Source organism: Bacteroides ovatus (genome assembly GCF_001314995.1).
Taxonomy (GTDB): domain Bacteria; phylum Bacteroidota; class Bacteroidia; order Bacteroidales; family Bacteroidaceae; genus Bacteroides; species Bacteroides ovatus.
This window is the reverse complement of record NZ_CP012938.1, coordinates 610,964-630,745: the sequence shown is the minus strand read 5'-3', so window position 1 is coordinate 630,745 and position 19,782 is coordinate 610,964. Positions and strand designations below refer to the sequence as shown.

Annotated in this window: 17 protein-coding genes; 6 read left to right on the top strand and 11 right to left on the bottom strand. The window is 41.9% G+C overall.

Translation table 11 applies throughout. From position 1 onward, the window contains the following. Positions 1 to 62: 62 nt before the first annotated feature. From Bovatus_RS02575 to Bovatus_RS02560, 4 genes are all read right to left on the bottom strand, one after another. Positions 63 to 2,273, bottom strand: a complete 2,211-nt coding sequence (locus Bovatus_RS02575; protein WP_004300414.1) for a heavy metal translocating P-type ATPase — start codon at positions 2,271 to 2,273, stop codon at positions 63 to 65. 98 nt (positions 2,274 to 2,371) lie between these two features. Then, the gene (locus Bovatus_RS02570) at positions 2,372 to 2,695 is read right to left on the bottom strand and encodes a heavy-metal-associated domain-containing protein (RefSeq protein WP_004300412.1); all 324 of its coding nucleotides are present in this window, start codon (positions 2,693 to 2,695) and stop codon (positions 2,372 to 2,374) included. 69 nt (positions 2,696 to 2,764) lie between these two features. Next, the gene (locus Bovatus_RS02565) at positions 2,765 to 4,987 is read right to left on the bottom strand and encodes a TonB-dependent receptor (RefSeq protein ID WP_004300411.1); all 2,223 of its coding nucleotides are present in this window, start codon (positions 4,985 to 4,987) and stop codon (positions 2,765 to 2,767) included. Between the two features lie 124 nt (positions 4,988 to 5,111). Beyond that, complete coding sequence (locus Bovatus_RS02560; RefSeq protein ID WP_004306293.1) at positions 5,112 to 5,510, bottom strand: hypothetical protein; 399 nt, start codon at positions 5,508 to 5,510, stop codon at positions 5,112 to 5,114. A gap of 196 nt (positions 5,511 to 5,706) precedes the next feature. On the opposite strand from Bovatus_RS02560, the gene Bovatus_RS02555 reads away from it, so the two are divergent. The 6 genes from Bovatus_RS02555 to gcvP all read left to right on the top strand — a co-directional run bounded on the left by Bovatus_RS02555 (position 5,707) and on the right by gcvP (position 12,476). Beyond that, positions 5,707 to 6,792, top strand: coding sequence for a metallophosphoesterase (locus Bovatus_RS02555; protein ID WP_004300409.1), 1,086 nt, complete (start codon positions 5,707 to 5,709; stop codon positions 6,790 to 6,792). A gap of 73 nt (positions 6,793 to 6,865) precedes the next feature. Then, positions 6,866 to 7,099: a YecH family metal-binding protein gene (locus tag Bovatus_RS02550; protein ID WP_004318565.1), complete on the top strand. Its 234-nt coding sequence runs from the start codon at positions 6,866 to 6,868 to the stop codon at positions 7,097 to 7,099. Between the two features lie 144 nt (positions 7,100 to 7,243). Next, positions 7,244 to 8,095 (top strand): RsiV family protein, encoded by an 852-nt coding sequence (locus Bovatus_RS02545; protein ID WP_004318567.1) that lies wholly within the window; start codon positions 7,244 to 7,246, stop codon positions 8,093 to 8,095. A 113-nt stretch (positions 8,096 to 8,208) separates the two neighbouring features. Further along, positions 8,209 to 8,829 carry a 16S rRNA (guanine(527)-N(7))-methyltransferase RsmG gene (gene rsmG, locus Bovatus_RS02540; protein WP_004300406.1) on the top strand — a complete coding sequence of 207 codons (621 nt, stop codon included), beginning with the start codon at positions 8,209 to 8,211 and terminating at the stop codon, positions 8,827 to 8,829. A gap of 43 nt (positions 8,830 to 8,872) precedes the next feature. Beyond that, positions 8,873 to 9,511, top strand: a complete 639-nt coding sequence (locus Bovatus_RS02535; RefSeq protein ID WP_004311627.1) for an MBL fold metallo-hydrolase — start codon at positions 8,873 to 8,875, stop codon at positions 9,509 to 9,511. Positions 9,512 to 9,626: 115 nt separating this feature from the next. Beyond that, entirely contained in the window at positions 9,627 to 12,476 is a 2,850-nt protein-coding gene (gcvP, locus tag Bovatus_RS02530) for an aminomethyl-transferring glycine dehydrogenase (RefSeq protein ID WP_004300404.1), read from the top strand. 122 nt (positions 12,477 to 12,598) lie between these two features. Here the strand turns inward: gcvP and Bovatus_RS02525 are convergent, their stop codons facing one another. From Bovatus_RS02525 to serC, 7 genes are all read right to left on the bottom strand, one after another. Next, the gene (locus tag Bovatus_RS02525) at positions 12,599 to 13,168 is read right to left on the bottom strand and encodes a nitroreductase family protein (protein ID WP_004300403.1); all 570 of its coding nucleotides are present in this window, start codon (positions 13,166 to 13,168) and stop codon (positions 12,599 to 12,601) included. 68 nt (positions 13,169 to 13,236) lie between these two features. Then, on the bottom strand, positions 13,237 to 14,322 hold the full coding sequence (locus Bovatus_RS02520) for an HpaII family restriction endonuclease (protein ID WP_004300402.1): 1,086 nt from the start codon (positions 14,320 to 14,322) through the stop codon (positions 13,237 to 13,239). Between the two features lie 79 nt (positions 14,323 to 14,401). Next, entirely contained in the window at positions 14,402 to 15,151 is a 750-nt protein-coding gene (locus tag Bovatus_RS02515; protein WP_004300401.1) for a C39 family peptidase, read from the bottom strand. Between the two features lie 96 nt (positions 15,152 to 15,247). Beyond that, positions 15,248 to 15,865, bottom strand: coding sequence for an IMPACT family protein (locus tag Bovatus_RS02510; RefSeq protein ID WP_004300400.1), 618 nt, complete (start codon positions 15,863 to 15,865; stop codon positions 15,248 to 15,250). A 255-nt stretch (positions 15,866 to 16,120) separates the two neighbouring features. Beyond that, on the bottom strand, positions 16,121 to 17,368 hold the full coding sequence (locus Bovatus_RS02505; RefSeq protein WP_004300398.1) for a DUF1015 domain-containing protein: 1,248 nt from the start codon (positions 17,366 to 17,368) through the stop codon (positions 16,121 to 16,123). A gap of 162 nt (positions 17,369 to 17,530) precedes the next feature. Beyond that, positions 17,531 to 18,451 (bottom strand): NAD(P)-dependent oxidoreductase, encoded by a 921-nt coding sequence (locus Bovatus_RS02500; RefSeq protein WP_004300396.1) that lies wholly within the window; start codon positions 18,449 to 18,451, stop codon positions 17,531 to 17,533. Between the two features lie 99 nt (positions 18,452 to 18,550). Next, positions 18,551 to 19,618 carry a 3-phosphoserine/phosphohydroxythreonine transaminase gene (serC, locus tag Bovatus_RS02495; RefSeq protein ID WP_004300395.1) on the bottom strand — a complete coding sequence of 356 codons (1,068 nt, stop codon included), beginning with the start codon at positions 19,616 to 19,618 and terminating at the stop codon, positions 18,551 to 18,553. Positions 19,619 to 19,782 lie beyond the last annotated feature (164 nt).

The following is a 19,782-nucleotide window of genomic DNA, read 5'->3' as shown; positions in this document are numbered from 1 at the left end:
AAATAACAGCTTACCATTCATCGTTTACAGCTTACAGGTTCCTGTCTTTTATGGTTCGTTTCTTATTTTCGTCCCAAACTCAAAGAATTGAGCACTACACTCACGCTGGAAAACGCCATTGCGGCACTTGCCAGCATCGGATTCAACAGCAAACCATTCAGCGGGAACAAGATACCGGCAGCAATAGGAATACCGATCAGGTTATAAATAAACGCCCAGAAAAGATTCTGATGAATCAGTTTGACCGTCTGCTTTGACAACTGGAAGGCTTTAGGAAGCAGCAATAAGTCCGATGTCATCAAAGTCACCATAGCCACGTCCATAGCAATATCAGTTCCTTTTCCCATGGCAATACTGACGTCAGCCAATGCCAGTGCCTGCGAATCATTGATACCATCGCCCACCATCGCAACCTTCTTTCCCTGCATTTGAAGCTCACGCACAAATTCGGCCTTATCGTCCGGTAAAGCGTCGGCAACAAAACGTTCAATTCCTAAACGGGAAGAAACGGCTAGTGCAGTCCGTTGTCCGTCGCCCGTCAGCATACAGATGTCAATCCCTTGGCGTTTCAGTTCCTTCACTGCTTCGGCAGAAGTAGCCTTTATCGGGTCGGAAACAGCAATGATAGCCAACAACTCGTTTTCACGTCCAAAGTAAATGATGCCGTTACCGTCCGATTCATAGTGAACCAGCATTTCAGCCATCACATCGCTTACTGTCGCACTGAAATCTTTCAGGAGTTTATGACTGCCTACCCAGTAAGTATGTCCCTCATACGAGGCTTTGATTCCTTTTCCCGTAATGCTTTCAAAGCTATCCAACGCGGCAGGTTTTATTTTTTCTTCGTCCTGAAGCGCAGAGACAATAGCGCCGGCAAGCGGATGCTCCGATTTCATTTCCGCAGCTAAAAGTACATCTTTGAAATGTGGTTCCTGCGACTGCGCCCATAACCATCCGGTAGCTGTAGGATGTCCTTCAGTCAGTGTTCCCGTTTTATCCAGAACAACGACATCTACTTTGCGCATTTGTTCCAAAGCCACTGCATCTTTAATCAGAATATGCTGGCTGGCAGCTTTACCTATACCCACCATCAACGCAGTAGGTGTAGCAAGTCCCAATGCACACGGACAAGCAATGACAAGAACAGAAACAGCCGACAAAATACCATAAGAGATATATTCACTACCACCAATGGTAACCCACAATACAAATGTTAGAATGGCAATACCCAACACGACAGGTACAAAAATCCCCGTAATACGATCGACAATGCGTTGCACGGGAGCTTTGCTACCCTGCGCTTCCTGCACCATAGCGATAATACGGGCAAGCACGGTTTCACTGCCTACCTGTGCGGCACGAATGATAAATGAACCACGCTGGTTGATCGTTCCTGCCAACACTTTATCACCTTTCTTCTTTTCTACCGGAACCGGTTCACCGCTAATCATACTCTCATCGACATACGAGTCGCCTTCGGAAAGCTGACCGTCCACAGGTATTTGCTCTCCCGGACGTACAACTACCAAATCACCTACCTGAAGTTTCTCAATCAAGATCTCCTCCTCCACTCCATTGCGCAGAACACGAGCCGCTTTAGGCTGCATTCCCATCAACTTACGGATGGCTGTTGAGGTATTTCCTTTGGCACGTTCTTCCATCAACTTTCCGGTAAGAACGAAAGCAATAATCACCGCAGAAGCCTCATAATAGACATGCGGTTCCAATCCGCGGTCATACCAGAATTCGGGGAAGAAAGTGTTGAACAGACTGAACAGAAAAGCAATGGAAGTACTAAGCGCAACCAAAGTATCCATATTGCTCCGTCCTAATTTAGCCTGTTTCCAGGCTCCGGTGAAGAAACCACCTCCGAAAAAGACCATAACAGGGATAGCAAGTACCATTTGAATCTCATTAGAGTATGGCACATGCATCAGTATCATGGAATATACCAACAATGGTACTACCAAAATCCACGCTCCAATTACCTTCCATTTCAAACGAGTGTAACGCTTATGCTGTTCCTCTTCCCGGCGTTCTTCTTTGTGGGCTTCTTCCACAATCAGATCATAACCTGCCGCAAGCACAGCCGCACGAATCTCTCCGGGAGTCAGCTGCTCTTTCTCATAAGAAACGGTCAATGTATTGGTAGCAAAATTAACGGAAGCCTCAATGACTCCCGGCAATTTTTTTACTGTTTTTTCTACATTATTGGCACATCCTGCACAATGCATATTAAGCACAGGAAATGCCTTTTTTGTTGTGTTACCCATATAATTATAGTTTACGGCCTTCCCCTCCTCTCAAAAAAGGAGTTGGGGAAGAACCTTTGTTTGTTTATAGAAACAAGCTAATACAGGTATTTGTTCAATTACTTCTTATCAGCCTTCTGATCGTCTTTTTTTGTTTCTTTTACAAATTCGGCTTCATAACTGAACTTATTAAACCCTGCCTGCAACTTCTTTACATTCGTTTTTTCAGCATCATACGTGATGGTTACCATTTTCGTTTTTACTTCGGTCGAAATATCCTTCAGCCCTTTCTCAAAACGCATATTGTCCTTTACTTTCTTTTCGCATTTCTCACAGTGCATCTGCGACACTTTAAATACAACAACACGAATATCTTTTGCCAATACAGCTGTTACACTCAAAAGAGCCACCACGCAAGTGGCCATCCATCTTTTTGTTCTCATTTTTCTTATCAGTTTAAAATTAATATTCTTTATTATGTGATCGTTTCTTTCATCCGCTATTTCCTGCTTTTACTCACTATTTCTAGCTAAGTTAAAACGTATTCCGATATATCCTTTTGCTCCGTGCACCGGTCCCCAAATCATGGTAGAATCAAAGTTGTTCCCCCAGGGATTTGCCGCATCGATAATCGGATTCTTTTGTTTGAAATTTGTTAGGTTCTCGCCTCCTACGTAGATAGACCAGCGGCGGAAGTAACGGGTCACCTGCAAGCTCAACTGCTCAAAACTGCCGTAACGACGTTCCCAAGACAACTGTCCGTCTCCCTGTTCATAAGGAGTAGGCATCCTACCGCCACCATTCAGTTGCAGTGTGGCGTCAAACTGCCATATTCCCAGCGGAGTTTGGTAAGAAGCCGTGAGTAGTCCTTTATATTTGCTGGTCAGCGGTTTCTCCATTCGTTCACCTTTGTAGGTCGTTTTCGCATCCGTGAGCCGGTAAGCACCTGTCAGAGTGAATCCTTTGAAGAAAGGATAACTTGCTTCCACTTGGAACACATGCGAATAAGAGCGTCCATCCAAATTGTAAAAAGCTACTTCATGGGGGTTGCTATCCATATCCACTATCACTTGTTTCAGGAAATCCGTATAATAGTATTCTGCATTCACATTCAGCGTTTTGCCGAATATAGGGATATAAGTAGAGACGCTGGCACCGTAGTTCCATGCTTCTTCCATATCCAGGTTCTTTGCTATTTCCACCTTACGACTGCTGGAAAGCAGGTAGTTGTTTTCTGCCAACACATGATTGGTACGGTACCCTTTTCCGGCAGAAAGACGGAAATTCACATAATCATTCGGATTGTACTTCAGATGCGCACGCGGAGTCACGAAGAAACCATGTTCGTTACTGTAATCACCACGCAGACCGGCCATTACCATCCATTTATCATTCAGGTTCAACGTATATTGCACGTAAGCACCGGGAACAGCTTCCTTTTCAAAGGCTTTGAGAGGATTGTCCGTTGTATTTTCCAAACGGTAATGTTGGTCATAAGCGTCATAATTGAAGCTCAACCCTGCGGAGAAACTATTTTGCGGATTAAATTCCGTTTCAAACATCAGCGAAGCATAGACGTTGGTTTGATCCACATTATACAGTTTGCGTCCATACGTAGCATCCTGATTGTGTAAAGTGGTGGAAAGAATCAAAGCCAGGTTCGTATTCTTCTCCTTATTAAAGATATAAGCATTCTTGGTGAAGAATTCATAGCGTTCCGTATCGATCCCTACTTTATACAGGTCACCGGAGTGCATTGTCCCTCCATGATTGGCCTGTCCGCTGGTACGTGTTTCAGAAAGGGCTTTGATACCTGCCTGGAAAACATAATGGTCGCCCATGTATGCCCACCGGTTCCACACATTACACTGTTCCACCTGCGGAATATCCACAAATCCGTCATCGTTGCCATCATGCGCCTTGGTCTCATTTTCGTAATGCGCCAGCAGAGAAGTGCTCCATCGTTTGGAAAGTTTCAATGTAGCGTCCGCATTGGCTTCATACCGGTTAGTAGTGCTTGCAAAAAGATTGGCAGACACCCAATCGGCTTCCGGCAACTGTGGTTTCTTAAATTCTACGTTTATCTGTCCTGTGATGGCTTCATAACCATTCTTCATCGAAGATGTTCCTTTGGAAACCTGTATGCTCTGCATCCACGGACCGGGGACATATCCCAATCCATAAGGAGCGGCGGCTCCCCGATAATTCGGAATATTTTCCGTCAACATCTGCACATAAGTGCCGGACAGCCCCAACAATTTAATTTGTTTGGCTCCTGTTGCCGCATCGGAATAACTCACATCTACTGAAGGATTGGTCACAAAACTTTCACCTAGATTACAACAAGCAGCTCTACTCAATTCAGCACTGCTTATCATATCTTCATTCATCACGCTACTGCGTAATTTCATCGTCCCCAGTTTGCGAGTGACAATATTCACCTCATTCAATTCCACTCCATCACGAAGCACAATATCCAACTGCTGATTTTTGCTGCTCACATGAATGGTATCATTCTGGAAACCAATAAAACTAATTATTAACATGTGGCTTTTGGAAGGTTTTGCAATAGAAAAACTACCATCTTCCTTAGTTGTCACTCCTTGTCCTGTATTCATCCAGAATACATTTGCACCCGGAATAGCCTCCCCAGTACTATCTTTTACCGTTCCCCGTACTTGCGCATATATATTACCGGCAAATAACAGGAACAGTCCTATTATCATATATTTCATTCTTTCTAAAGTTACTTTCGAGATACAAAATTAATTCATTTCTCATGCAACTTAGTTGCATTCAGTTTCGCTTTACTTCCATATTCAATAGAAAGCAAAGGAATAAATAAGAAAGAAATAGTGGCTAAATAATATAAGTGGAATATAGCGCCAGCTTCTGCCTCGAACAGAGAGGTGGCGGAGAGGTCAGACTATCATATTCTACCGATTTATCCGCATAGGTCGGAGTCAACAGATAGCAAAAATGCTCACACAAAAGATCGACTACTAAAGCTGATGTTGTCAGTTCAGTAGTATGTTTCATCAAATCGAGCTTATAGATAATAGCTGTACAACCCTTATCTTTACAACCTTTTTTTGAATCACAAGTATGAGTCTTTTTACACTTCGGACAGCCTGTATCACAACAGCTCTGCACCGTTTCACAACGGACACAGCAATAATGCACAATAGAGACTCCACCTCCTGAATAGATAATCAGGAGAGAAAGGATAAGTGCTGTTATGTAGGCTAGTTTTTTCATTTCAGAGGACAAAGATAAGAATAAAAACAGGTTTTCCTATAATTTTTCGTAATTAAGATTCAATCAATCCAATACAGACACATTCTCTTTCCTTTATTTGGCTATTTTAGAGTCATATCAGCACTATTAACTCTTTTTACTCAACAATAAAACCTATCTTTGCCCCAATAAATTCTCTGATTTTTAAGTAAACGCTATGCTTACATATTTACTCATCATTATCACTCTTTATCTGGCAGGTAATGCCTACATATTTATCAGAGCAAAGCAAGCTCTGAAAGTTAAATCTCTCGGAGTAAAAATATTCCTGACCGTTTTATTCTGGATATGTGCTTTATCCTTTTTCGGCACAATGTTGGCTCGCAACCTTGAGATGCCTGTCTTTATCTCCCATTCAATGTACATCCTTGGAACAAGTTGGTTGATATTTACTCTATACATGGCATTATTCTTGCTTTTGTTTGATATCTTGAAATTATTCAAAGTTGTCTGCAAATATAGGTTCTATCTGTCTTTAGTGTTCACGTTGGGATTGCTGGGATATGGGGTATATAACTATCATCACCCGGAAACCAATGTAGTCAGCATTTTAACCAATAAACGATATGAAGATACTCCCCAAGCAATTAAAATCGTCGCAATCAGCGACGTTCACTTGGGAAACGGTACAGGGAAAACTGCATTAAAAAAATATGTGGAAATGATAAATGCGCAGCATCCCGACTTGATACTGATTAGTGGTGACTTAATTGATAATAGCGTCGTACCTCTTTATACAGAGAATATGGCGGATGAATTGGCTAACTTGAAAGCTCCTATGGGCATCTATATGGTTCTCGGCAATCACGAATACATTAGCGGTATCGATGAAAGTATCCGATATATTAAAAGCACTAAAATACAATTATTGCGCGATTCAGTAGTTACACTTCCCAACGGTATACAACTGATAGGACGTGATGACCGTCATAACCGCAAGCGTCGTTCCCTGCAAGAGTTAATGGTGAATATCGATAAAAGCAAACCTATCATTTTATTGGATCATCAACCTTTTGATTTGGAAGAAACAAAAGCTGCCGGCATCGACCTGCAATTCAGCGGGCATACACACCACGGACAAATATGGCCTATTAATTGGGTGACCGATTATATATTCGAGCAAAGCCACGGTTATCGCCAATGGGGAAACAGCCACGTGTATGTATCTTCCGGATTGTCTCTTTGGGGACCACCTTTCAGAATAGGAACGCATTGTGAAATGGTTATTTTCAATTTTCAATGAATATTATGCAGTTTTGTCACATATGTTACAGTTTCTAAGCAATCTCTGCCCTATCTTTGCAGAAAAAAAGATTATGGAACAATTACATGCTCATGAAGTCCTCCACATGATGGAAGGAAATAGCTACTCGGAATCATCATTGCGGGAAGCAATCATTAAGAAGTTTGGCTCACAGCAACGTTTTTATGCCTGCTCGGCAGAAAACATGGATGTAGATACCCTTATCGAATTTCTGAAAATGAAAGGGAAATTTATGTCTGCTGAAGATGGATTCACAGTAGATATCACTAAAGTTTGCAAGCATTGATTGGCGGATAATATCCGCCAATCCCATTTTAGGCGATAAATAGCTGCAAATTTTTCTGTTTTTATTAGCCCGGTTCACGAATTTCATCTATATTTGTCAATAGTGAATGATAAAACAAATGTTGAATTTACAGAAAAAACGGGTATGAAAAAACAATATGTCAGTCTGCTTGCAATTATACTTTCGGTAAGCGGCTTTTTGTTTTCTTGTCATGACAAGATGAACAAAAATACAGGTGCGTTACAATTTGATAGCATTCAAGTGAATAAGACAGCTCACCTCTTCAATGATACAGCCAAACCGGCCTGCAATATTATTATTAATTTTGCTTATCCGGTAAAATCATCGGATGATATGCTGAAAGACAGTCTGAATACTTATTTCATTTCGGCTTGTTTCGGAGATAAATACATCGGCGAAAAACCGGAAGAAGTTGTAAAGCAATATACCGAGAATTATATCAGCGAATACCGTCGCGATCTCGAGCCTATGTATACCGAAGATGAGAAAGACAAGGAAGACGAATCTTCCATCGGTGCCTGGTATTCTTATTATAAAGGTATAGAAAGCCATGTGCAACTGTATGATAAAGATCTACTTGTATACCGCATCGACTATAACGAATACACCGGAGGTGCACATGGAATTTACATGGCAACTTATTTAAATATGGACCTCACCCTGATGCGTCCGCTCCGCCTCGATGATATTTTTGTCGGAGACTACAAAGACGCATTGACCGACCTGATCTGGAATCAGCTCATGGCAGATAACAAAGTGACCACTCACGAAGCATTGGAAGATATGGGATATGCTTCCACCGGGGACATCGCTCCGACAGAAAATTTCTATCTAAGCAAAGAAGGAATCACCTTCTATTATAATGTATACGATATCACTCCTTATTCTATGGGACCTGTAAAGGTAACAATCCCATTTGCTATGATGGAACATCTATTAGGCAGTAACCCGATTCTGGGAGAGCTAAAAAATTAAAAATCATAAAAAGCTGAACACCAATGAATATCCTGTTGTTATCACTTCCATGTGACAGAATAGGATATTCATCCACATCTATCATTCAAAACTTATAATTCAAAATTCAAACAGTGGAAATCATACTGAAATATTTTCCTGATCTGACGGAAGAGCAGCGCAAACAATTTGCAGCTCTATACGACCTCTACACTGACTGGAATTCAAAAATCAACGTTATCTCCCGCAAGGACATTGAGAATTTATATGAGCATCACGTGCTCCATTCATTAGGCATTGCCAAAGTCATCCAATTCCGCCCCGGAACCAGCATCATGGACTTGGGTACAGGAGGAGGTTTTCCTGGCATTCCTTTAGCAATCCTGTTTCCCGAGGTAAAATTCCACCTCGTAGACAGTATCGGCAAAAAAGTACGTGTAGCAACCGAAGTGGCAAATGCCATCGGACTGAAAAATGTGACTTTCCGCCATGCCCGTGCAGAAGAGGAGAAACGAACGTTCGACTTTGTTGTCAGCCGTGCCGTAATGCCTTTGGCGGATTTGATTAAGATTATTAAAAAGAATATCTCTTCGAAACAACAGAATGCATTGCCCAACGGACTTATCTGTCTCAAAGGCGGTGAACTGGAGCATGAAACAATGCCGTTCAAACATAAAACGGTCATTCATAGCTTGAGCGACAACTTCGAGGAAGAGTTCTTTAAAACAAAAAAAGTGGTATATGTTCCGATTTAAACAAGACTATATGTTCTGATAGATGATAAATCATAGAGAAACCATGAAAATAAAAAGATTTGAATTTAATATGTTTCCCGTAAATTGCTACGTATTATGGGATGACACTAAAGAAGCAGTCGTAATTGATCCGGGCTGTTTCTATGAAGAAGAAAAGCAGGCACTGAAAAAGTTCATTCTTACCAATGAACTGAATGTAAAGCATCTGCTGAATACTCATTTACACCTGGATCATATCTTCGGAAATCCGTTCATGCTGAAAGAATTCGGGTTATCGGCAGAAGCAAACAAAGCAGACGAGTACTGGATTGACGAAGCACCGAAACAAAGCAGAATGTTTGGTTTTCAGTTGCAGGAAGAACCTGTACCACTGGGCAAATACCTGCACGACGGAGATATCATCACTTTCGGACATACCAAACTGGAAGCAATACACGTACCCGGACATTCACCCGGCAGTTTGGTGTACTATTGCAAAGAAGACAACTGCATGTTCTCTGGTGACGTTCTGTTCCAAGGTAGCATCGGCCGCGCTGATCTCACAGGAGGCAACTTCGATGAACTGATAGAGCATATTTGCAGCCGTTTATTTGTTCTTCCCAACGAAACAGTCGTTTATCCGGGACATGGAGCTCCCACGACTATCGGAATGGAGAAAGCTGAAAACCCATTTTTTAGATAATAAAAAATAAGTATCAAGCATCAAGTATTAGGTATTAACAAGGCAAATCGCCCATTAACTACAGTAATACTTAATACTTGATACTTCATACTCGATACTTTAATACTTGATTATTATGAAAACCGATTTGTTAGCTAGCCGTCACATCGGCATCAATGAACAAGATACAGCCATAATGCTCCGCAAAATTGGCGTGAACTCACTGGACGAACTGATTAATCAGACAATTCCCGCCAATATACGGCTGAAAGAGCCGCTTGCATTGACTAGTCCGCTGACGGAATACGAATTTGGAAAACACATCGCTGAACTGGCAGCTAAAAACAAACTATATACCACATATATCGGTTTGGGATGGTACAACACGATCACCCCGGCTGTTATCCAGCGGAATGTATTTGAAAACCCGGTATGGTATACTTCTTACACTCCGTACCAGACAGAGGTATCGCAAGGACGTCTGGAAGCATTGATGAATTTCCAGACAGCCGTATGTGATCTTACTGCCATGCCACTCGCCAACTGCTCACTTCTGGACGAAGCAACTGCCGCCGCCGAAGCCGTAAGCATGATGTATGCCTTACGCTCCCGCGCGCAACAGAAAGCCAATGCGAACGTAGTCTTCGTAGACGAGAATATTTTTCCGCAGACATTAGCTGTCATGACTACACGTGCCGTACCTCAAGGCATCGAACTACGTGTAGGTAAATATAAAGATTTTGAACCTTCACCGGAAGTGTTTGCCTGTATTCTGCAATATCCGAACTCACATGGAAACGTAGAGGACTATTCTGAATTTACCGAAAAAGCACATGCCGCAGACTGCAAAGTAGCTGTTGCCGCTGATATTTTAAGTCTCGCCCTGCTAACTCCTCCGGGAGAATGGGGAGCAGATATTGTATTCGGAACCACACAACGCTTGGGTACCCCAATGTTCTATGGCGGTCCATCGGCTGCTTTCTTTGCTACCAAAGACGAATACAAACGGAATATGCCGGGACGAATCATCGGATGGTCTAAAGACAAATATGGCAAACTCTGCTACCGAATGGCTTTACAGACACGTGAACAACATATCAAACGGGAAAAAGCAACTTCAAATATCTGTACCGCACAAGCATTATTAGCTACTATGGCAGGCTTTTACGCCGTTTATCACGGTCAGGAGGGTATCACTACAATTGCATCACGTATACACAGCATTACTGTATTTCTTGAAAAGCAATTAAAGAAATGCGGATATACACAAGTCAACGCTCAATACTTTGACACCTTACGTTTCGAATTGCCCGAACACGTTTCGGCACAGCAAATCCGCACGATAGCACTTACCAAAGAAGTTAATCTGCGCTATTATGAAAATGGCAATGTTGGTTTCAGCATTGACGAAACAACAGATGTGGCAGCTGCCAATGTGTTGCTCTCGATTTTTGCCATTGCCGCCGGAAAAGATTACCAGAAAGTAGACGACATTCCGGAAAGAAGCAACATCGACAAGGATTTAAAACGTACAACTCCTTTCCTGACACATGAAGTATTCAGCAAGTATCACACGGAAACAGAGATGATGCGTTACATCAAACGTCTGGACCGCAAAGATATTTCTCTTGCACAATCCATGATTTCCCTCGGTTCATGTACAATGAAGCTGAATGCAGCCGCAGAAATGTTGCCTTTAAGCCGTCCCGAGTTTATGGGTATGCACCCGCTGGTTCCGGAAGACCAAGCAGAAGGTTATCGTGAATTAATCAAGAACCTAAGTGAAGATTTGAAAGTTATCACCGGGTTTGCAGGGGTCAGCCTACAACCCAATTCGGGTGCTGCAGGAGAATATGCAGGCCTTCGTGTGATTCGCGCCTATCTCGAAAGTATCGGTCAGGGACACCGTAACAAAGTCTTGATTCCAGCTTCGGCTCACGGAACAAATCCTGCGTCTGCTATACAGGCAGGCTTCGTAACTGTTACCTGTGCATGCGACGAGCAGGGGAATGTAGAAATGGCTGACCTACGTGCAAAAGCTGAAGAAAATAAAGATGAATTGGCTGCACTGATGATTACTTATCCTTCTACACATGGTATCTTCGAGACCGAGATAAAAGAGATTTGCGACATCATTCACGCCTGTGGTGCACAAGTATATATGGACGGAGCCAACATGAATGCACAGGTAGGATTAACCAATCCGGGATTCATCGGTGCAGATGTCTGTCACTTGAATCTTCATAAAACATTCGCTTCCCCTCATGGTGGCGGAGGTCCGGGAGTCGGTCCTATCTGCGTAGCCGAACATTTGGTTCCTTTCCTTCCCGGACACGGAATCTTCGGCAACTCACAAAATCAAGTATCAGCAGCTCCATTCGGCAGTGCAGGTATTTTGCCTATCACATACGGATATATCCGTATGATGGGTGCAGAAGGACTGACACAGGCAACTAAAATTGCGATCCTGAATGCTAATTATCTGGCTACTTGTCTGAAAGATACGTATGGAATTGTTTATCGGGGAGCTAACGGTTTCGTAGGACACGAAATGATTCTGGAATGCCGGAAAGTACATGAGGAAGCAGGCATCTCGGAGAATGATATTGCCAAACGCCTGATGGATTACGGTTATCATGCTCCTACCCTCTCCTTTCCTGTCCACGGTACCTTGATGATTGAACCAACAGAAAGTGAAAGTCTGGCAGAACTAGACAATTTCGTAGATGTCATGCTAAATATCTGGAAAGAAATTCAAGAAGTGAAGAATGGCGAAGCGGATAAAGATGATAATGTATTGATTAATGCTCCTCATCCGGAATATGAAATTATAAATGATCGTTGGGAGCACTCATATACACGCGAGAAAGCAGCTTATCCTATAGAAAGTGTACGTGATAATAAATTCTGGATAAATGTAGCTCGCGTAGATAACACCTTGGGAGACCGTAAGCTACTACCCACTCGCTATGGTACTTTCGAGTAAAAAGAGGTCTATCCAAAGAGATTTCTAGAGCACTGTCTCTTAAAAAATCACCTCACAAAATAATTCCGGGACTCACATACGTTAAGTCCCGGAATTATTTTTATCAGACAAGAAGCTGTATTCTATCTAACGATAGTTATTGTATTAGCCTTTACCTTTTTCTCTTTTATTGGAATCTTCGAATCAGGATAACCCAAAGCTACACAACCGTAGACTTTATGATTGGCAGGAACACCTAAAGCAGTAATAAATTCACGAACCTCCGGATCATCACATGTTGTCCCCAACTGATTGATCCAACAAGAGCCGATACCTAAAGACTGGGCAGCCAGGAACATATTTTCTATGGCACAAGCACAATCCATACCAGCCCACCATTGAGTAGGCTCATTAGATACAATCACTAAAGTCGGAGCATGATAATAGCAACAATAAGTCTTACTATGTCCACGTTCCTGCAAACGAGAATCGTCGCTTTTTGCAAAAGCCCCTTTAATCCGTTCATTCAGTTCTGTCAACTTATCCATATTTTGAATAGCCGTAAAATGCCATGTTTCCAGATGCATTCCACTCGGTGCATAAGTTGCAGCTTCCAAAATAGCCTGCAAATCCTCTTCTAAAACTTGCTGGCCAGTATAAGCCCGTACGCTACGGCGTGCTTTAATGTTCTCTAAAACTTCATTTGTTTTCATGGATAACAAGTATTTTATATAAGTATGCCATCATTATTAGTTTAACTGCATCAATACATTATACTTTTCTACCGTTTGACCAGCCCAATCTTTGCATTCAGTTTGAAATAATAGACTCCATTCTCTCTCTCCAGGAACCCGTATTTGTCTTTCTCTAAAGATCCTTTTTCTAAACGGGTATTTAAAAACAAAAAATCCTCCATTATTTGCTTTTCCGATTTATGATAACAGAGCACTTCTCCATTTCCATCCACCAATAGAATACCTTCCACTGCCGAATCCAATCCATTGTAAATCTTTGCAGGACGCATTCCCAATACTAATGCCATCAAGAACTGCTTCATCTTGAATTCATAGAACTTATGCTTATTGATTAGTTCATCTTTAATCTTCAACGGATTCATTTGTTTAATAACTTCCGTCAACTCACTAATACGGGAGATACCATCCAAATGCATGATACGAACCATTTCTGTCAGTACACGTGGAAAATGCAGATCAATCATCAAAAGATTACTGCGGAATACGCGGTCGGCTACATCAGCGTATTTAAGTACGCCCCCCAAACGTTCGATCATCATCATCCGTTCGGCAACTTCATTCGGAGATTCAGGCAAAGCATTGATTTTATTCACTGTTGGAGTGGCAAATTTGACTCCACTCTGTTCCAGTTTAAGATTCGCTGCACGTCCTCCGTCCAACAACGGATTCATTACGCCCAACCGTGAACGGACATTGAAACCTCTTAACGGAGCTTTCGGATGCCAAAATGCAATGGAAAAATCTGTGCGATCTTCTGTTTTTGCTTCCAAATCGAAAATGGCAGCTTCGTCTAAAAACTCTTCTACTCCTTCCGGAGAAACAACATCATTTTCCGACGAAGATTTCACAGCCTGTAATATCAGATCAGCTACAATACCAAAATCTTCACGAGGCATGGACTTACTCCCATTCTCTCCTTCTATACGAATCGTATCTTCTTCAATATAATATTGACGTGTTCCATCATGTTCTTCCCGTTGAATCATTGCAACAGGCCAAAATGTATCTCCCGCCTTTGCTTCTGCTGTGCCTAACACTACTTTTCCATCTGCTAAGAGACGAAAGAAAGAATAGAGTTCGCACCATTCTTTTTTGGTTGCTTCAAATGCCATATATTTTTGTTCTTCTTTATTTTACTACAAATGTTCTATCTTAATTCTACTACTGAATTTTCCTAACTATGAGTTGCTTCTACTGATTGATAACCTGCGGTAAGGTTACAGACGACACAACCGGAGGAACTATATGAGTCACCTCCTCCAATGGAGGGAGCTTGCCTACCTGTGCAAACAGGGAGTTTCGTATCCATTCTCTGGGAGTGACTATGATAAATCGTCCCGTCCAACAACCATCAAAATAGGAAGGGTTACCCGGCTGTTTCTTAATGGGATAACAGATGTTTTCTCCTTTAGTCCGCATCTCCGGCGAACGTCCGGGATCATTCACCCACACATGTTTATCATCAATGCCACGAAGCACCATCCAGTGCCCTCTCGGACCAGGACGCAAACCACGAACTGCACCTGTATATCTCACATTTACAAGCACAGGAATGCCACGATCAATATAATCTTTCAATATCCGATAATCTTTCTGCTGGAAATGTTCGGCACTTATCATGTTTTCATAATAACGTGTCAACGAATCAATCTCAAAAGAATAATATCCTCCCTGCCCTATTGAAGTACGGCGACGGAAAGGAGCACGTTTTTTCAGAAAGTAGTTCCGCTGATATTCAATCAGTTTCTTTTCTGCATCCTGGGCTGTACGTTGTGTATCAGCCGTCATTCCCTTAAAATAATCAAAGACCATTAACGAAGAAGCCAGAGAGCAATGCGAGTAAGGGCATCCCGCGATTTTCTGCGAATACCACGGAACAGGAATATTATTAGGAGCCAGTTTTTGAGTTTCCTGTATTTGTGCTTGCGCCTGAACGCTCATCCATACAAAGGAACTTAAAAACAGACTAAAAATTATGTGACATTTATTTATCATGCAATCCACTCTCTATCTCTATTACTACTTCTAATACTTTACCTACAAAATATTCTCATCATCAAGAATCCGCGCTGTCTCCACCTTCTCCAAACGTGCACGCAACTTAGGCATCATCGAACGACGAATCCGCAATGTCATGCTACAATCCATGTCATACGACTGATTAAGAATCTCCGGTTCCTCTTCTTTCACAATGCGCATGACATCATTCATAAAAGGATATTCAAACATTACCGTCACATCCTCATCTACCGTCTTTTCTATAATAGTAGCGGCAGCAATCGCTTCGGCAGCAGCGGCCTTGTAAGCAACAATCAATCCACTTGTCCCCAACTTGATTCCTCCAAAATAACGAACTACTATAATCAGTATATCCGTCAGTTCATTCGAGTTTATCTGTCCGAGAATAGGTTTACCCGCTGTTCCGGAAGGTTCTCCGTTGTCATTGGCACGGAAATCCTTTCGCGCAGCTCCCAACATATAAGCATAGCATACATGCCGTGCATCATAATACTTTTTCTGATACGTTTCAAGATGCATCTTTATCTCATCGAGAGTACGCACAGGAAGGGCTATAGCAATGAACTTGCTTCGTTTTTCCGTATAAATACCTTCGGAAGGCTCAATGATGGTTTTATAAGTATCTTCAGCAGTCATGTTGCAAAGATACGGCTTTAATGAGAAAAGTCAATCTATCATTTGGAAATATTAATGTTCCACTTATCGATGATAGGCAGTTGGGGGAATTAAAAATAGTGACGCTATCCAATAAAAATAGTGACGGTATACCACAACGATACCGTCACTATCCCGGGCATATCCCGTCACTATTTTTTCTACATCAATCAAGCGTCACATCTACTGATATAGTCCCTATCAACAATGATTTTCGCATCATCTTACAGATATTTTTTAATCTAACTTATGAATCACCAGTCCCGAACGAAGTTTCGGTTCAAACCAAGTAGTCTTCGGCGGCATAATATTGCCTGTATCTGCAATATCCATCAACTGTTTCATAGATACGGGATAGAGAGCCAAAGCCACTTTCATTTCACCGCTATCCACACGCTTCTTGAGCTCTCCCAATCCACGGATACCACCGACAAAATCAATACGTTTATCAGAACGCAGATCCTTTATACCTAAAACTTCATCCAAAATCAAGTTGGAAGAGATTGTAACATCAAGCACACCAATAGGGTCGTTATCATTATACGTACCGGCCTTAGCAGTCAAGCTGTACCATTTACCACCCAAATAGAGTGAAAAATTATGTAAGCCGGATGGTTTATAGATATCCGCACCCTTCTCTTCTACTATAAAGTTTTTATCAAGTGCAGCCAGGAATTGCTCGGGAGTCAAACCATTGAGATCTTTCACTACACGATTATAATCGATGATGGTTAGCTGGTTTGCAGGGAAGCAAACAGCCATGAAGTAATTATATTCTTCATCACCACGATGATTCGGATTTTGCTTTGCTTTCTCTGCTCCCACCAATGCAGCAGCGGCAGAACGGTGATGCCCGTCAGCAATATAAAGAGCAGGCATTTTAGCAAATTCGGCAGTAATGGTAGCAATATCTGCATTCTGGTCGACAATCCAGAAAGTATGTCCAAAGCCATCACCCGGAGCGATAAAGTCATAAACCGGCTTGTTTGCTGTATATTTCTTTATAATAACATCCAGCTTCTCATTATCAGGATAAGCAAAGAAAACAGGCTCAATGTTTGCGTTGTTCACACGTACATGTTTCATACGATCCTCTTCCTTGTCACGACGGGTAAGCTCATGCTTTTTGATAATACCATTCATATAATCGGGAACATAAGCACCGACCACCAATCCGTATTGCGTTTTCCCGTTCATCGTCTGGGCATAGATATAATAGTTTTCCTTATTATCCTGCACCAACCAGCCTTTGTCCTGAAACAGTTGGAAATTCTCGGCAGCTTTAGCATACACCCGTTCGTCGTGTTCATCCATACCAACAGGGAAATCTATTTCCGGTTTAATAATATGATAAAGAGACTTTTCGTTACCTTCCGCTTCTGCGCGGGCTTCTTCAGAGTTCAGTACATCATAAGGACGTGAAGCGACCTGTTCTACGAGGTTTTGCGGAGGACGAATGCCCTTGAAAGGTTTGATTATTGCCATGATATTAGTATTTTATATGTAAAAAATTAAAGCCACAGACTTCTTGAAAATCTGTGGCTCAAATATACTACTTATTTCTAAAAAAGACATTCTGCAACGGATTGTTTTTATTCAGATACTACCATAGTTATCCTGAAAAATCCGGCAGACTTATTCAGAATCTTACTTGTTTACTCTAAATTTCTCGCAACCATCTTTCAAGAAGCCCACAATTTGTTGAGCAGCAGCAATACCGGCATTGATATTTGCTTCGGCAGTTTGAGCACCCATCTTCTTAGGAGTTGAGAAATAACGTCCGGCAAACTTTTCTGCAAACTCTGCGTTAGCAGCAGGCATAATATCTGTGATATATTTGAAGTCTGCACGCTCTTCCATCAGTTTGATTAGTTCTGCTTCGTTAATCACTTCCTTACGGGCAGTGTTTACCAACATAGCACCTTTCGGCATATCTTTCAACAGAGCATAATTGATAGAGTTCTTTGTTTCGGCAGTTGCCGGAATATGAAGAGATACCACCTGGCAAGTCTTGTACAATTCTTCTGCAGAATCAAGTGCTTTCACACCATCTTTTTCGATTACTTCTTTCGGGCAGAATGCATCATAAGCATACACTTCCATTCCGAAACCTTTGGCAACACGAGCTACATTGCGGCCTACGTTTCCATAAGCATGAATACCCAATTTCTTGCCCATCAATTCTGTACCGGAAGTTCCGTTATAGAAATTACGGACAGCATATACCATCATACCCAAAGCAAGTTCGGCAACAGCATTAGAATTCTGTCCCGGAGTGTTCATCACGCATACATTGTGAGCTGTGGCAGCAGCCAGGTCCACATTATCGTATCCTGCACCGGCGCGAACTACGATTTTCAATTCTTTAGCAGCATCAAGCACCTCTGCATCAACAATATCACTACGGATAATGATGGCATTAGCATCTTTCACTGCATCCAGTAACTGGGCTTTTTCTGTATATTTCTCAAGTAAAGCAAACTCGTATCCGGCTGCTTCTATTTCTTTACGGATACCGTCTACTGCAACTTTAGCAAACGGTTTATCAGTAGCTACAAGTATTTTCATAATCTAATTCTGTTTATAAAGACTCACCACAGATTACCCAGATTCTCACAGAATAAAAAAAATCTGCGTCCGTCTGTATAATCTGTGGTGAAAATATTATTAATGAAGTTTTTCAAATTCCTGCATACAATCAATCAAAGCTTGTACGCTTTCTTTCGGCAGAGCATTGTAGCAAGATGCACGGAAACCACCTACAGAACGGTGTCCCTTGATACCTACCATACCTCTTTCAGTAGCAAACTTCAAGAAGTCAGCTTCGAAGTCTTTGTATTCGGGAGCCATCACGAAACAGATGTTCATACGTGAACGGTCTTCTTTGGCAGCAGTACCCACGAACATTTTGTTACGGTCGATTTCAGCATACAACATATCCGCTTTTTCAATGGCACGACGTTCCATTTCTTTCACACCACCCTGTGCTTTGATCCAGCGAAGCGTCTGCAATGCTGCATAAATAGGTACAACAGGAGGAGTGTTAAACATAGAGCCACTGTCAACATGAGTCTGATAATTCAACATCGTTGGAATGTAACGGGAAACCTTACCCAATGCGTCATTCTTAACGATAACGAATGTAACACCAGCAGGAGCCAGATTCTTTTGTGCACCACCATAAATACAGATATATTTAGAAACGTCGATCGGACGTGAGAAAATATCAGAAGACATATCGGCAACCATCGGAACTGGAGAATCGAGATCTTTCTTCAATTCTGTACCGTAAATTGTGTTGTTAGTCGTAATGTGGAAATAATCTGCGTCTGTCGGGATTGTATAATCTTTTGGGATATAAGTATATGTAGCTTCAGCAGAGGAAGCAACTTCTACAACTTCGCCAAACCCTTTAGCTTCTTTCATTGCTTTCTTAGCCCATACACCAGTGTTCAGGTAAGCAGCTTTTTTTTCCAGGAAGTTATAAGGAACCATGCAGAACTCCATACTAGCACCTCCACCCAGGAACAGTACCGAATAGCCTTCGGGGATATTGAGTAATTCCTTGAATAATGCCTCTGCTTCGTCAACCACAGGTTGGAAGTCTTTGGCGCGGTGGCTGATTTCCATCAAAGAGAGACCAGAGCCGTTGAAATCTAAAATAGCCTTCGCTGTATCCTCTATCACCTCACGCGGAAGAATGGAAGGTCCTGCATTGAAATTATGCTTTTTCATTTGAAGTTTGTTTTTGGTTTAACAATTTCGTTACTTTTGTCTTTTGACCTTGCGAATTTACGAATTTATTTCCGCCGTACAAATCTTTCCTTATAAAAATACTGTTTTAAAGCAGATTTTCCTTTCTTTTTATTGGTTTATACAGGATATATACACCATTTTGT